Origin of the sequence: Streptococcus mitis (assembly GCF_002096855.1) — a bacterium.
Lineage (GTDB): Bacteria > Bacillota > Bacilli > Lactobacillales > Streptococcaceae > Streptococcus > Streptococcus mitis_Y.
In genome coordinates this window covers 18,488-32,750 of record NZ_NCVH01000033.1, presented here as the reverse complement: position 1 = coordinate 32,750, position 14,263 = coordinate 18,488, and the positions used below count along the sequence as shown (strand labels likewise).

Sequence of the window (14,263 nt, the reverse complement as noted above, 5' to 3'; positions counted from 1 at the left end):
ATACTAATTGGAAACGTTTCAGCAAATTTTTACTCTACTACTTTACCACATTTGTTTTGGGTCTCCTAAGAATGTGCTCAGAAGTTTTGATTCTCTATTACAGTACAGTTTGAAAACGTTTTTCAGAACTGTTTTATAATAAAAAGCGAGCAAGCTCGCTTTTAGTCTATTTTACTAAAGTTTAGTAAGAGTGAACTAGTCAGAACAGATACAGAACTAAAGGCCATGGCTAGACCAGCTAGTTCTGGATTGAGGGCCAGTCCAACACCTGAAAAGACTCCTGCTGCAATCGGAATTCCGGCGACATTGTAGATAAAGGCCCAGAAAAGATTGAGCAGAATTCGATTAAAGGTTTTCTTACTCATGTCAAAGGCACGAACCACGCCTAGGAGGTTATTGGTTGTCAACACTAAATCTGCTGACTCGATAGCGATATCCGTTCCAGCTCCCATAGCAATCCCCACATCTGCTACACTAAGGGCAGGAGCGTCATTGATACCGTCCCCAACAAAGGCTACTTTGCCAGCCGCTTGTAGTTTATGGATTTCATGGGCTTTTTCTTCTGGCAAAACACCTGCAATGACCTCTTCGATTCCGATTTGATCTGCAATAGCACGCGCCACACCAGCATTGTCTCCTGTCAGCATGACTGTTTTAAGACCTCGTTTTTTCAACTGACTGATGGCAAGCTTAGCATTTTCCTTAGGAATATCTTGCAGAGCAAGCAAGCCTTTGATTTCATTCTCAACAGCCAAGAACACAACTGTCTTAGCTTCTTTTTCCAGTTCTTCTAGTTTTTCTTGATAAGTGCTAGAAATGTTCATGCCATCCAGCATTTTAGCATTTCCAAGCAGAACTTGTTTTCCATTGATTTGCCCTGAAACACCTTTTCCGTGCAAGGCTTGGAAATTTTCAACAGTTTGAAGCTCAAGTCCAGCTTCACTCGCTCGTTTCACAACGGCTTCAGCCAGTGGGTGTTGAGAAGCTTCTTCCAAGGAAGCTGCCAATCCAAGCACTTCTACTTCGTCGCCGATGATATCTGTGACCACAGGTTTCCCTTCAGTCAAAGTTCCGGTCTTATCAAAGACGATAGTTTGAACTTTCTGGATTTCCTGTAGAACCGTTCCATTTTTGAGGAGAACTCCCATCTTGGCACTGCGACCTGTCCCCACCATAAGGGCTGTCGGTGTTGCAAGTCCCAAGGCACAAGGGCAGGCAATAATCAGAACTGCTACTCCATAGAGAAGCGAAGACACAAAGCTCGCTCCAAGCACAACTACACTATCCCTGAGCAAGACGAACCAAACCCAAAAGGTCACAATCCCTAAAATGACAACTGCTGGGACAAAAATCCCTGAAATCTTATCCGTCAAGTCCTGAATCGGCGCACGACTTGTCTGAGCTTTCTTCACAAAATCCACAATCTGAGCCAAAACAGTCTCTGAACCAACTTTTTCTGCTCTAAAAACAAGTGTTCCACTATTATTGATGGTTGAACCAATGACGGTATCTCCAACTGTCTTGTCCACAGGCAGACTCTCACCTGTCACCATAGACTCATCAATACTAGAGATACCTTCTACTACGACACCATCAACCGCAATCTTTTCACCGGGACGCACTCGAATCAGGTCACCTACCTTGACTTGCTCCAAGGGGACTTGAACATAGTTATCCTCACGCAAGACTTCTGCAGTTTTAGCCTGCAAGTCAAGTAATTTCTCCACAGCTTGGGAAGTATTTTTCCGCATTTTCTCCTCAAAAACGGCTCCCATAAGAACGAAGAAGAAGATAAATGCAGCACTTTCAAAGTAAACGGGGAGACCAGCGAAGAGGGCAACTAAGCTATAGAAATAGGCCACTAGGGTTCCCAGAGCAACCAGGGTATCCATGTTGGCATTGTGCTTTTTAAAGCTGGCCCAAGCACTCTGGATATAAGGACCACCTGCTACTAGCATGATGGGTGTTGTGGCTAAAAAGGTGCCCCAACGCATGACTTGGTGACTAATTCCTCCTGTCGACATCCCAATCATGATAATCACAAGAGGCACAGTAAAGATACTAGTAATCCAAAAACGTTGCAAAAGTGACAAAGATTTTCGAGTCTTCTCAACTACGGTATAACTTCCCTTTTGCATCTTCATACCACATGAGAATGCATGCTCACCCAACTCTTGAGGTGTAAAACGAATTGTCTTCTCTTCATCTACGCCGATTGGTTCCAAGATGCCTTCTTCTTCAAACAGAATTTCCTTGTAACAGTTTGAAGGAGTTGCTCGATGAAAGGTAATCTCAGCTGGAATCCCTTTTTGAAGCTGTATATGAGCTGGATGGTAGCCTTTGTCTGCCGTGATACGGATTTTTTGAACACCATTTTCAAGATTTGCTTTTATAATTTCAGTCATATCATTCTCCTATTCTACAATCATCTTACCATGCATCATATTCATGCCACAAGAGAAACCATACTCTCCAGCCTGCTCAGGCGTGATTTCCACTATATACTCTTCGCCCATAGGTAGGTCTGCATGTACACCAAAGTCTGGAAAGACGATCTGATCCAAACAAGGTGAAGGGTCCTTACGATCAAAGACAATACGGGCTGGCACAGATTTCTTGAGGATAATCAACTCAGGCGTATATCCTCCCATGACTTCCACTCGAATCTCTTGGTAGCCCTTTTTTTGCTGGGCCTTTTGTCCAGATTTTTCAGGCTTTTTGAAAAACCAAAACAAGATAAATGCGATAAGGGCAATACAAATAATGGTTACAATACTATTTAACATGACGTCTCCTTTACATACAATTACATTTTACTTTTGTTACAGCGCTTGATTTCTTCTCAGAAATCACAGCTTCCAAGTCTTCCAAGTCAGCCTGAGTAAAATCACATTCAGCAATCAAATCAGCCAACAAGTTCTTAATCCTACGAGAACAAACCTTGTCTTTGATATCTCGGACAAGCAAGTCTCGACTTTGATCCAAAGTTAAAAGGGCTGAATAGACAAAGGACTTGCCTTCTTTTTTCCTTGTCAGACACTCTTTCTCAACCAAACGAGCCAAAAGAGTTTGAATGGTTGACTTGGACCAGTCGAACCGCTCCGCTAGAACCCTGATTAAATCCGTACTAGTCTGCTTTCCTTGCATCCAAATAATCTTCATGACCTGCCATTCTGCATCTGAAATCTGCATTAGCACACCTCCAAAATCTACATTTGTCGATTACAGTTATTAGTATACTCTCAAAATCTACATTTGTCAACTATAATTTTTATTATTTTTTCGAAAAATAGAATTTTAATCATGTAACGAAAGATTTGCAGTCAAATTTTACTATATAAACTATAAAAATATGCTATACTGTAGAAAAAAGAAAACAACCACTAGGGGTGCGTAAAGCTGAGATTAACAACTGTTAGATCCCTTTGACTCAATCTAGGTAATGCTAGCTGATGGAAGTGGAAATGATAATGGGGACTAGCAGTCTTCTATTACCTTTCTAAAACAGACTAGCTTGTTCTTAAGAATACAAACTTCAGTTGGTTGGGAGGTTTTAGATGACTTATTTACCCGTTGCTTTGACCATTGCAGGAACTGACCCTAGTGGTGGTGCTGGCATTATGGCTGATTTGAAGTCATTCCAAGCTAGAGATGTCTATGGAATGGCTGTTGTGACAAGTCTTGTCGCTCAAAATACCAGAGGTGTTCAATTAATCGAGCACGTTTCTCCTCAAATGTTGAAAGCCCAATTGGACAGTGTCTTTTCTGATATTCCACCTCAGGCTGTAAAAACTGGGATGTTGGCAACTATCGAAATCATGGAAATCATCCAGCCCTATCTTAAAAAGCTGGATTGTCCCTATGTTTTAGATCCAGTTATGGTAGCGACTAGCGGAGATGCCTTGATCGACTCAAGTGCTAGAGACTATCTCAAAACAAACTTACTACCTCTAGCAACTATTATTACGCCAAATCTTCCTGAGGCAGAAGAAATTGTTGGTTTTTCAATCCATGATCCTGAAGACATGCAGCGTGCCGGTCGCCTGATTTTAAAAGAATTTGGTCCTCAGTCTGTGGTAATCAAAGGTGGGCATCTCGAAGGCGGTGCCAAGGATTTCCTCTTTACCAAGGATGACCAATTTGTCTGGGAAAGTCCACGAATTCAAACCTGTCATACACATGGTACTGGATGTACCTTTGCTGCAGTGATTACTGCTGAACTAGCCAAGGGGAAAACCCTCTATCAAGCAGTCGATAAAGCCAAGGCCTTTATCACGAAAGCCATCCAAGACGCCCCTCAACTCGGTCATGGTTCTGGCCCAGTCAACCATACAAGCTTTAAAGATTAAAAAAACTCTCTAGTTCCCACTTTAAGGGAATTAGAGAGTTTTTATACTTTTCGAAAATCTCTTCCAACTACGTCAGATTTATCTACAACCTCAAAGCTGTGCTTTGAGCAACCTGCGACTAGCTTCCTAGTTTGCTCTTTGATTTTCATTGAGTATTAATTAGAAAATAATGTCATCCAACTTTGTCAAAAAGGCTTGCGTTTTTGCCTCTATATCTTCTGCCTGCATCAAATCACGTACAACAGCTACTCCAGCTATACCCGTGCCGATAAGTTGGTCAATATTCTCTGACGTCAAGCCTCCGATAGCAACTACTGGAATCGCGACCGTTTGGCAAATTGTTTTCAAGGTTGAAATCAGGGTGATAGGTGCATTTTCTTTGGTTGTAGTCGGGAAAATGGCTCCTGTCCCCAAGTAATCCGCACCCCATGTTTCCGCTTCAAGGGCTCTCTTTACTGTTTTAGCTGTGACACCGAGGATTTTTTCAGGACCCAAGACTTTTCGGGCAACCGAAACTGGTAACTCATCGTCTCCGATATGCAGACCAGCAGCATCAACCGCAAGACAAACATCCAAACGATCATCGATTATCAAGGGTACCTGATAGGCATCTGTTATTTCCTTGACTTTTTTTGCCAGTTGATAATATTGATTGGTTGTAAGATTTTTTTCTCGTAATTGGACTATGGTAACCCCTGAACGGCAAGCCGTCTCAACCTTTTCAAGAAAGCTTTCCACGGAATCTTGGTAGCGATTGGTTACCAGATACAGTCTAAGCGCCTCTCTGTTCATAAACATCTCCTTTGATGGCTTCTAGCCAATTTTCGTCTCTTTTTAGGACAGAGAGTTGATTGAGAACTTGGTAACGAAAATCTTCCAATCCCATTCCTTGAACAAGTATTCTCTCAGCAGCAATATTGAGATAAGAAACCGCTAGGCAAGAAGCTTCAAAGGCAGTCTTTCTTTGGCTGAGAAAAACAGCTGTTAAAGCTCCAACCAAATCTCCTGTCCCTGTTATCCAGTCTAATTCTGCACAGCCATTTCCCAATACAGCAACCTGATTCTTTGAAACGATGAGGTCCTTGGGGCCTGTGACTAAGAATGACATACCTGGATAGGTCTGACACCAGTCTTTCAAGACTTGAAGCAAATCATCAGTTTCTTGATCTTTAGCACTCGCATCGACCCCAACTCCGTGATGTTTTAAGCCAACAAGACTTCGGATTTCCGACATATTTCCTTTAAGGACCGTGGGCTTGTATTCTAAAAGATCTGTGACTAGATCCTTACGAATGGGGGAAGCCGCTACGCCAACCGCATCTACTACCATTGGGAGACAAGCTTGAGCGGCATAAGAAGCTGCCAGACGGATTGCTTTTTCCTTCTCAGCTGACAAATGCCCCAAATTGATGAAGAGAGCCTGACTTTGCTTAGTAAAATCAAGAACCTCACGGGAATCATCTGCCATGACAGGTTTAGATCCCAGAGCCAAAATGCCGTTGGCCAGCATCTCACAGGAAATCTCATTGGTGATGCAGTGAATTAAGGAGCTGGAGGTTAGAGGAAAGGGATTTGTAAATTCCTGCATCAGTCTATCCTTTCACCAAAGAAATATCCTTGTACTTTTTTAAAGAATTCCTGCTTGATTAAAAATCGAAAGGCAAGAAAAGCTATGGCTGTACCGATCAAGGTCGCTCCGAAAAATCGAGGAGTGTAGATAAACCAGCTAAGCTTAGCAGCTGATCCTGTAAAGAGCACCATAACAGGATAGGAAACAATAGAACCAATAATACCTGTTCCCAAAATCTCTCCTAGAGCGGAATAATGAAATTTTCTACCATACTTATAAAAGAGACCTGCAAGGAGGGCTCCAAAAGTCGCTCCTGTGAGAGCTAAAGGCGGAATCCCTTGAGTCGTCATACGGATAAAGGCTGTCACTGTAGCCATAACCAAGGCATAAACAGGTCCCATCATGATTCCTGCTAGAATATTGACTACACTGGACATCGGTGCCATTCCCTCAATCCGAAAGATAGGTGTAAGGACTACATCAAGGGCAATCATCATAGATAAAATGGTTAATTTGTGAACTTGCAATTGGTTCTTTCTCATGTTTCTATTCTTCTCCTGTTTCTAAAGACTGTAAATCGCTCTTCCATGTCTGGTGTTGATAGGCCATTTCCCAAAACTTAGCTTCCATATGAACACTGATGTGGAAGGCATCTAGCATTTTTTTCTTGTCTGTCTCGTTACTTTCTCGATAGAGCTGATTGACCAAAGCTTCTTCCTCTCTGATCTGCTGCTCCAACTCATCCGTAATATAAGTTTCAATCCATTGTTGGTAGAGAGGATTTGGTGATGGTTTAAGATTAAGTGATTTGCCTATATCATGGTATAACCAAGGACAAGGCAGCAAACTTGCAAAGGCAATGGCTAGATTTGCTTCTTCAAATTGACGATAAATGTGCGAGATATAATGATAGCAGGTTGGAGCGATTGGATGTTGCTCCATTTCCTGGTCGCTGATTTCCAATTCCTTGAAAAATTGTTGGCGGATAAATAACTCACCTTCCACTAGACTCTGAGCATTTTGCTTCAATAGTCTTTTCATCTCTTGGTTTGAAGTCTTATCGGCCAAGAGGTGATAGGCTTCTGAGAAGGCCTTCAAATAGTAGGCATCCTGAATCAAGTAATAGCGAAAGATGGACGGATCTAAATTTCCCTCTTGTAACTGTAATACAAAGGGGTGATGAAAGGAAGCCTGCCAAGCTTCCTTTGATAATTCCATCGCAATATCTGTAAATTCCATAATAACTCCTTTATAAAAATAGACTGGTTTGAAGCAATAAAAAGAACAGCAGGTAGATGAATAGTGTCCTTTGAGGAATATAAAAAGTCCGATAGCGATCCTCCACCTGTGCATGTTCGTCATATCCATGCGCCGACAGGGCTCTCAGGTAAAGATAGCGCCACCTAAAGACTGTCATCAGAACCTTGCTGTAAATCAAGGGCGACCAAAAATGCAGTTCTTGACCGCGCAATAAACAAGCTTCCTTGAGAGACTTGATTTCTTGCTGAATAAGGGGAAAGGAATTGAATACCACAATCAAGGCATAGGCCCAAGAACGCGATAGCCCCTTTTGAGCCAAGTACAAGAGAAGCTCTTTTAGGGAAATAGAGGAAACAAAGACAAGACCAATACAAACCGTCACAAAAGCTCTCGTCCCAAGTATCACTGCCTGCGAAGCATCCCCATGTAACTGCACTGCCCAATAGTTAGCAAAGGATGGCAAAATGGCGAGCAGAATCATCCAAGCCAATACTTTAAATCGCCGGTAATAGAGCATAAAGAGAATGCAAAATGCGACTACCGAAAGATTCAGAGCAATCGAAGGAATGAAAGATGTTTCCAAGGATAAAATCAGCAAGAAGAGACTGATAATCGGTGTCTGGGTTGCTACTTTGACCATACTATCTCACCTCCCCTTGGGTATTGCTACTCTGAGATGTGAGTGGTTTGGTAATTGACACTTCTTTCACATGACTGAGACCCTGACTAGTCATCTCAATCCAATAATCAACCACAGAGATCAAGGGATCTAAACGATGGCTAATGATCAAAAAATTTCTTCCTTGATTTCTCTCCTCCACAATCCACTGACAAAAATAATGGCAGGCTCTATCATCCAAACCAGCAAAAGGTTCATCTAGTAAAATCACAGAAGCCTTGCTGGTCAAGATGGTCAAGAGCTGAAGAATCTTTTGCTGACCACCACTTAATTGATAAGGACTCTTATCGAGTGCCTGCTCCAGATCAAAATATCGTAAAGCTTGGAAAATTCGTTGATTTCTTTCAGAATCAGGTCCATCTAATTGAAGCTCTTCTCGCAGACTGGCTCTGATAAACTGCTTCTCAGCTTCCTGAACAACACCCGTCAGGTCACTATACAAACTCTTTTTCTTTTTCAAGACTGTCCCCTTCCAGGTAATGCGCCCCTTATACTTTTGAAATTGAAGAATAGACCGAAAGAGGGTTGATTTCCCGACACCATTATCACCCAAGATACAGGAAATTCCTTGGTAGAATGTAAAATCCGCAATCGAAAAAAGGGAGCGCTTATCCAGCTCACAAGTCGTTCTATCCATATGGAATAGTTCTGGGCTAGAAGCAATCTCCTTTGAAACAGCCTGTGTCATTTCAGAGGCAGGGATTTGATTTATTTCCCTTAGTTGTCCATCTCTTAGCTCCACCATTTGGTCGATATAGGCTTCATAATCAGATAAATCATGGTCGCACAGGATGACTGTCTTCTCATTAGAGGCCAATTCTTTTAGAATCTCCAAGATCTCTATCCTACTCTTGCGGTCAATGGAAGCGAAGGGCTCATCCAGGAGATAGACCCTAGGATTCATAGCAAAGAGAACTGCCAGTGCAGCCTTTTGCTTTTCCCCACCTGATAAGTGATGAATTGGACGGTGCAAAATCGCCTTACAGTGACATTGCTGGACAACCTCTGCTATTTTAGAATCAATTTCCTGAACGGGATGCCCTATATTTTCCAAGGTAAAAATCAGCTCCTCAAACAAGTTCTCCATGGTAAATTGATGATTAGGATTTTGAAAGAGAATACCAACCGTCTGGACACGTTCGATGATAGAAAGCTGACTGACCTCGCTCCCATCTATCAGGACTTGACCGCTATAGGGAAGAGAGCTGACTTGGGCAATCATTTGAAAGAGGCTCGATTTTCCTGAACCACTGCTTCCAACTAACAAGGTAAAGGCTTGCGCATGAAAAGTAAAATCAAGCGGCTCAGAGAAGATTGGGGACTGAATCGCTCGTAGTTCCAGCCCCATCTATGCCTTGCCCCCAGCTGCAAACTGATGATAAAGTTTGACAATGGCACGAACCAAGATGGTACAGAAGAAAAAGACGGAAATAAAACGTACCACTAGCAAGGAAAGTACAAAAGGCACTGAAAAGGCGTAGTAACCTAACTTAATGTATTCATAGACAAAGCTAACAAGCGTAATCCCAATACTATTGGCAGTTAGAGAGATCCAACTTTCATAGCGATTCTTGGTTACGATAAAACCAAGTTCACTTCCCAAACCTTGAACCAAGCCAGACAAAAGGGCACCTAGACCGAATTGGCTACCATAAAGGACTTCAGCAAGCGCAGCTAGCACTTCACCAATCGTTGCACTTCCCACTCTTGGAACAAAGATGGCCGCAATGGGCGCAGCCATACACCAGAGACCAAAGAGGATTTCATTGGCAAAGGCCTGCAAACCAAGAGGGGCTAAGATCAGGGTGAGGATATCAAACAGATAACCTGAACCCACAAAAACGCCACCAAAAAAGATAGACAAGAAAGCAAGCAAGATAACATCTTTTAACTGCCATTTTTTCAACATAAAAAACTCCTTTTTTAAAGAAAAGTGGGGCATACAAGGTGAGCTACCTAAATGCTTTGTATCATCTTCATCCAGTTTCGTAAAAGAAAAAACTCTAATTACAGATAGGAATTAGAGTTGACTTACAAGATTAGATGGTTCGTTTCTATAAATACAAAACCATTTCACATTTCCCTTCGACAGTACTAACTGTAGCAGGTTCAATGGGTATCATCTCAGCCTAAAGCACCCCAAATGTCTTTATTATTTAATTATATAATTATTTTAACAGATGATTTATTCTAGTTCAAGGAATTGAACTGGAAATACAGCCTTGCACTCACAAAGACAGCAGATCCTTCTTTTGCAAAAAACAAATGTCTTGTTTGATAGATTAGCCATTTGAGCTAAATCTAGGCATAGTTTTTAGAAAAGGAAAACTTCCACTTACTTAGAATCCAAGGATATATACCTATTGTTCACTCATTTCCCGAACAGTTTTTTCTATATTTTTTGCATACGATATTGCTGAAATGATTGAAACACCATCCATATTGGTCTGTATAATGTCTTTAATATGCTGCGTCTGTATCCCACCAATTGCAACTAAGGGCATTTGTGGCAATAGTTTTCTCATCAATTTAAGACCCTCATAACCTATAGCGCCACCAGCATCATCCTTTGACTGGGTATCAAATACAGGACCAACACCAACATAATCTACATATTCAACTTTTGATTGTTGAAATTCTTTCTCGTTTTTTATAGAAAGACCAATTATTTTATCTGGCATCAATTTTCTAATTTCATCAACTCCAAGGTCATCCTGTCCTACATGTACGCCATCAGCGTCAATTTCCATCGCCAAATCAATATCATCATTAACAACAAACGGAACATTGTATTTTTTACAAAGATCCTGTAGTTTAATTGCTAATTCGACTTTTTCTTTACCTTCCAGGGCTCCCTCACCTTTTTCACGGAATTGAAATAAGGTTATACCACCTTTTAAGGCTTCCTCAACGACTCTATATAGATCTTTACCTTGGCAAGTAGTCGTTCCACAAATAAAATATAGTTTTAGTAATTCTTTATGAAACATTTTACTTCACTCTTTTGAATTCCTTTACATCTTCATCTGTAATCTCATATAAGGCATTTATAAATTCAACTTTAAATGTTCCAGGAAGATGTCCATTTGGACGTTTTTCTGCCATTTCTCCAGCGATATTGTAAACCAACATTGCTGTTTCTAATGATTTCAATTCTTGACCTTTTTCAAGTCCGATAAAGCTTGCTACTACAGCACCTAATAAACATCCAGTTCCAATAACTTTTGGCATCATAGCACTGCCATTATGAATCGTTACAACTTCTCCATTAACCGCAATGGCATCCACTTCACCTGTTACTACTATTGGAATATTGAACTTTTCATTTGCTGCTAGAGCAATTTCATCAATATTATCTACGCCTGCACTATCTACTCCTTTAGATGCCACATTTATTCCTACTAAAGAGGCAATCTCGCCAGCATTTCCCCTAATCGCTGCCAGTTTGTAATTATTGATTAGATCATCTGCTACTTTTTTTCTATATTCTCCTGCTCCACAGGCTACAGGATCTAAAACTGCAGGAACATTATATTTTTCAGCAATTTTTAGTGCCTCTTGGTACAGCTTCCAATTATTATCCGTTAAAGTCCCAATGTTAATCAATAATCCTCCAGCATATTTTAATAGATCTTCTAAGTCTGCTGGGTACTCGCTCATAGCTGGTGAGGCACCCAGTGCTACTAATCCATTTGCTGTAAAGTTTTTTACAACATCATTGGTGATACAGATTACTAATGGTGCTTTTTCTTTTAATAATTTTAAACTTGTCATATTGAAATCCTTCCTTTTCACTTTATACGATCTACTGATTTCGATTTATCTCTATCTTTCGTTAAGAAATTTTTTTCATTTACATTGAATGATTTATGCTCAATGAAAATCAAAGAGCAAACTAGGAAGCTAGCCGTAGGCTGTACTTGAGTACGGCAAGGTGAAGCTGACATGGTTTGAATTTGATTTTCGAAGAGAATTACCTCGTCAAATTTGTCAGTATCCTGAACCTTCTCTAGGCATCATAACCAATATCAAAAAAGGCTAATTCTAAAGCGACTGCTTGGTTCCAGCGTTGCTTAAGTTCTGTCAAATCTTCTCGACCTTTTCCGACACGATTGAGTTCGTCAACCAGAAATTGAACCCACTCTGCAAAGAAAGGACCTCTGTGGAGATTAATCCATTCCGAATGAATATAGGCTTCAGGTAGAGCCAAATCTTTAGAACCCCAGTCTAAATAGAGACCTTCTGCAATGACCAGCATGACCAAAAGATGAGCATAGTCTGATGAAGTCACAGCAGAATACATTAGCTCCTGAAACGCTTTTGTTACAGGGTGCAAGGTCACTTCTAGATAGTCATTCTCTGCTACTTTTAACTCTTTGAAAGCCTTTTGGAAATAACCATCTTCATCTGCTTCAAGAAAGCCTAATTGCTTGGCAAAACGAAGTTTGGATTCAAGCTGGTCTGCGTGAGCTACACAGGCACCCAGCATGGATAAGAAGGCATCAAAGAAATGATAATCCTGAATCAGGTAGTCTTTAAAGACCTTATTCTCAATTGTCCCCGCAAAAAGTTCCTTAACAAAACGATGATTGATTGCAGCCTGCCAATCCTTCTGATTGCTTTTTAATAATTCTCCAACGGTCAAACCCGGCTGAAATGCATAGTCTTGTGTTTCCATATTTACTTTTCCTCTCTTTACTCGTTCGTAATCAACAAAATACCAAGAAAATCCTAGTTTTACTTGACCTTTTTAAAGAAAATCAAGGGCGTTTAAGAAGAGCTACCTAAATGCTTTGTATCACCTTCATCAAGCTTATATAAACAAAAAAACTCCAATTACAATCAAGAATTAGAGTTGACTTATAAGATTAGATCATTCATTTCGCCATACGAAAAAAACTGTTCACATTTCCCTTCGCCAGTCTTAACTGTATCAGGTTCAATGGGTATCATCTCAGCCTAAAGCACCCCAAATGTCTTTATTATTTAATTACTGCACCAGTATAGCAAAAAATGAAAGCCCTAGCAAGATATTTGACTGAAAAATATATTTATATTGTTTTTAATGGTGATTTATTCTTCCTATAGACGAAGAAAAACCTCCACATCAAGTGGAGGCAATCTCTTTTATCAATATAATTTTAAGTCGCGTGGGTCAACTGGGAAGGTTGGGTTGTATGGGTTATGACGAAGTTTAAAGTGTTTAACATCTTCAATAGTCTGAGTTCCAGACAATTGCATAACTGTCTTCAATTCCGCATTCAAGTGTTCAAAGACTTGGCGCACACCAACACTACCACCAAGGGCCAAGCCATAGATAACAGGGCGACCAATAGCTACCAAGTCTGCTCCTGAAGCCAAGGCTTTAAAGACGTGTTGACCACGACGAATACCTGAGTCAAAGACGATTGGTACGCGTTTGTCAACTGCTTCTGCTACTTCTTGAAGTGAGTCAAAGGCAGCTGGCCCACCGTCGATTTGACGGCCACCGTGGTTGGTTACCCAGATACCAGAGGCACCTGCAGCAAGCGAACGTTCAACGTCCTCACGGCATTGTGGTCCTTTAACGTAAACTGGTAATCCTGAGTATTCAGCGATAAATTCTACATCACGTGGAGACAAGCGTTGTTTAGCTGATTTGTAAACAAAGTCCATTGATTTACCAGCACCTTCTGGTAGATATTCTTCAACAATCGGCATGCCAACTGGGAAGACAAAACCATTACGCTTGTCCACCTCACGATTTCCCCCTACAGTCGCATCTGCTGTCAAGACAATCGCTTTGTAGCCTTCAGCCTTCACACGGTCCATGATGTGGCGGTTAATGCCATCATCCTTACTAAAGTAAAATTGGAACCAGTGAGGTGTCCCTTGAAGAGCTTCTGTAATTTCTGGAAGATCGACAGTAGAGTAAGAGCTAGTTGTGTAAAGAGAACCAAACTCATGCACACCACGCGCAGTTGCCACTTCACCCTGTTCATTTGCCAATTTATGAGCTGCAACAGGCGCCATAATGATTGGTGAAGACAATTTTTCACCAGCAAATTCAATCTCTGTACTTGGATTTTCTACATTGCAAAGTGTATGAGGAACGATGAGTTTGTGGTTAAAGGCACGGATATTCTCACGCAAAGTGAAAGTATCTTCCGCCCCACTAGCGATATAGCCAAATGCTGCTTTAGGAATAACTTGTTGCGCCATTGGCTCCAAATCATAGGTATTGATGAAATCTACATGACCTTCTGCATTGCTTGTTTTGTATGACATAAAATGCCCTCCTTAATAAGTAAGCGTTTACTTTGTATATTACAAAAATATCTTAACTCTTTTTTCAAAACTTTTCAAATATTTTGTTTGGAAATTTCAGAAATTCTAGGACTATGATAAAAAATCCCTATAACAGCA

Annotated in this window: 15 protein-coding genes and 3 riboswitches; of the genes, 1 reads left to right on the top strand and 14 read right to left on the bottom strand. The window is 40.9% G+C overall.

Annotated features, from left to right (window positions below; genetic code table 11):
• Positions 1-161 precede the first annotated feature (161 nt).
• From B7698_RS08235 to B7698_RS08225, 3 genes are read right to left on the bottom strand one after another with little or no spacing between them, the layout of a single operon-like run.
• A complete protein-coding gene (locus B7698_RS08235; protein ID WP_084865235.1) occupies positions 162-2,405 on the bottom strand; it encodes a heavy metal translocating P-type ATPase in 2,244 nt (747 codons plus the stop codon).
• Positions 2,406-2,414: 9 nt separating this feature from the next.
• Positions 2,415-2,786, bottom strand: a complete 372-nt coding sequence (locus tag B7698_RS08230; protein WP_000935054.1) for a cupredoxin domain-containing protein — start codon at positions 2,784-2,786, stop codon at positions 2,415-2,417.
• A gap of 10 nt (positions 2,787-2,796) precedes the next feature.
• Positions 2,797-3,192 carry a CopY/TcrY family copper transport repressor gene (locus tag B7698_RS08225; protein ID WP_084865234.1) on the bottom strand — a complete coding sequence of 132 codons (396 nt, stop codon included), beginning with the start codon at positions 3,190-3,192 and terminating at the stop codon, positions 2,797-2,799.
• Between the two features lie 183 nt (positions 3,193-3,375).
• A riboswitch (TPP riboswitch) is annotated at positions 3,376-3,474 on the top strand.
• 83 nt (positions 3,475-3,557) lie between these two features.
• On the opposite strand from B7698_RS08225, the gene thiD reads away from it, so the two are divergent.
• A complete protein-coding gene (gene thiD, locus B7698_RS08220) occupies positions 3,558-4,349 on the top strand; it encodes a bifunctional hydroxymethylpyrimidine kinase/phosphomethylpyrimidine kinase (RefSeq protein ID WP_084865232.1) in 792 nt (263 codons plus the stop codon).
• Between the two features lie 159 nt (positions 4,350-4,508).
• Here thiD and thiE (B7698_RS08215) read toward each other — a convergent pair whose 3' ends face one another.
• From thiE (B7698_RS08215) to lctO, 11 genes are all read right to left on the bottom strand, one after another.
• Entirely contained in the window at positions 4,509-5,141 is a 633-nt protein-coding gene (gene thiE / locus B7698_RS08215) for a thiamine phosphate synthase (protein WP_084865231.1), read from the bottom strand.
• Positions 5,122-5,937: a hydroxyethylthiazole kinase gene (gene thiM, locus B7698_RS08210; RefSeq protein ID WP_084865229.1), complete on the bottom strand. Its 816-nt coding sequence runs from the start codon at positions 5,935-5,937 to the stop codon at positions 5,122-5,124. The genes thiE (B7698_RS08215) and thiM (B7698_RS08210) overlap by 20 nt, the downstream gene beginning before the upstream one ends.
• Positions 5,937-6,461 (bottom strand): energy coupling factor transporter S component ThiW, encoded by a 525-nt coding sequence (gene thiW, locus B7698_RS08205; RefSeq protein WP_084865228.1) that lies wholly within the window; start codon positions 6,459-6,461, stop codon positions 5,937-5,939. The genes thiM (B7698_RS08210) and thiW overlap by 1 nt, the downstream gene beginning before the upstream one ends.
• 4 nt (positions 6,462-6,465) lie before the next feature.
• Positions 6,466-7,158, bottom strand: coding sequence for a thiaminase II (gene tenA / locus B7698_RS08200; RefSeq protein ID WP_084865227.1), 693 nt, complete (start codon positions 7,156-7,158; stop codon positions 6,466-6,468).
• A gap of 10 nt (positions 7,159-7,168) precedes the next feature.
• Entirely contained in the window at positions 7,169-7,819 is a 651-nt protein-coding gene (locus B7698_RS08195) for an energy-coupling factor transporter transmembrane component T (RefSeq protein ID WP_084865226.1), read from the bottom strand.
• Between the two features lies 1 nt (position 7,820).
• Complete coding sequence (locus tag B7698_RS08190; RefSeq protein WP_084865225.1) at positions 7,821-9,206, bottom strand: ABC transporter ATP-binding protein; 1,386 nt, start codon at positions 9,204-9,206, stop codon at positions 7,821-7,823.
• Positions 9,207-9,767 carry an ECF transporter S component gene (locus B7698_RS08185; RefSeq protein ID WP_192855128.1) on the bottom strand — a complete coding sequence of 187 codons (561 nt, stop codon included), beginning with the start codon at positions 9,765-9,767 and terminating at the stop codon, positions 9,207-9,209.
• A 154-nt stretch (positions 9,768-9,921) separates the two neighbouring features.
• Positions 9,922-10,010: riboswitch (TPP riboswitch) on the bottom strand.
• Positions 10,011-10,218: 208 nt separating this feature from the next.
• Complete coding sequence (gene thiE, locus B7698_RS08180; protein WP_084865223.1) at positions 10,219-10,848, bottom strand: thiamine phosphate synthase; 630 nt, start codon at positions 10,846-10,848, stop codon at positions 10,219-10,221.
• Position 10,849: 1 nt separating this feature from the next.
• On the bottom strand, positions 10,850-11,632 hold the full coding sequence (gene thiM / locus B7698_RS08175) for a hydroxyethylthiazole kinase (protein WP_192855127.1): 783 nt from the start codon (positions 11,630-11,632) through the stop codon (positions 10,850-10,852).
• Positions 11,633-11,867: 235 nt separating this feature from the next.
• Entirely contained in the window at positions 11,868-12,536 is a 669-nt protein-coding gene (locus tag B7698_RS08170; RefSeq protein WP_084865221.1) for a TenA family protein, read from the bottom strand.
• Between the two features lie 215 nt (positions 12,537-12,751).
• Positions 12,752-12,840, bottom strand: a riboswitch (TPP riboswitch).
• A gap of 148 nt (positions 12,841-12,988) precedes the next feature.
• Entirely contained in the window at positions 12,989-14,125 is a 1,137-nt protein-coding gene (lctO, locus tag B7698_RS08165; RefSeq protein WP_000120723.1) for an L-lactate oxidase, read from the bottom strand.
• Between the last annotated feature and the right edge of the window lie 138 nt (positions 14,126-14,263).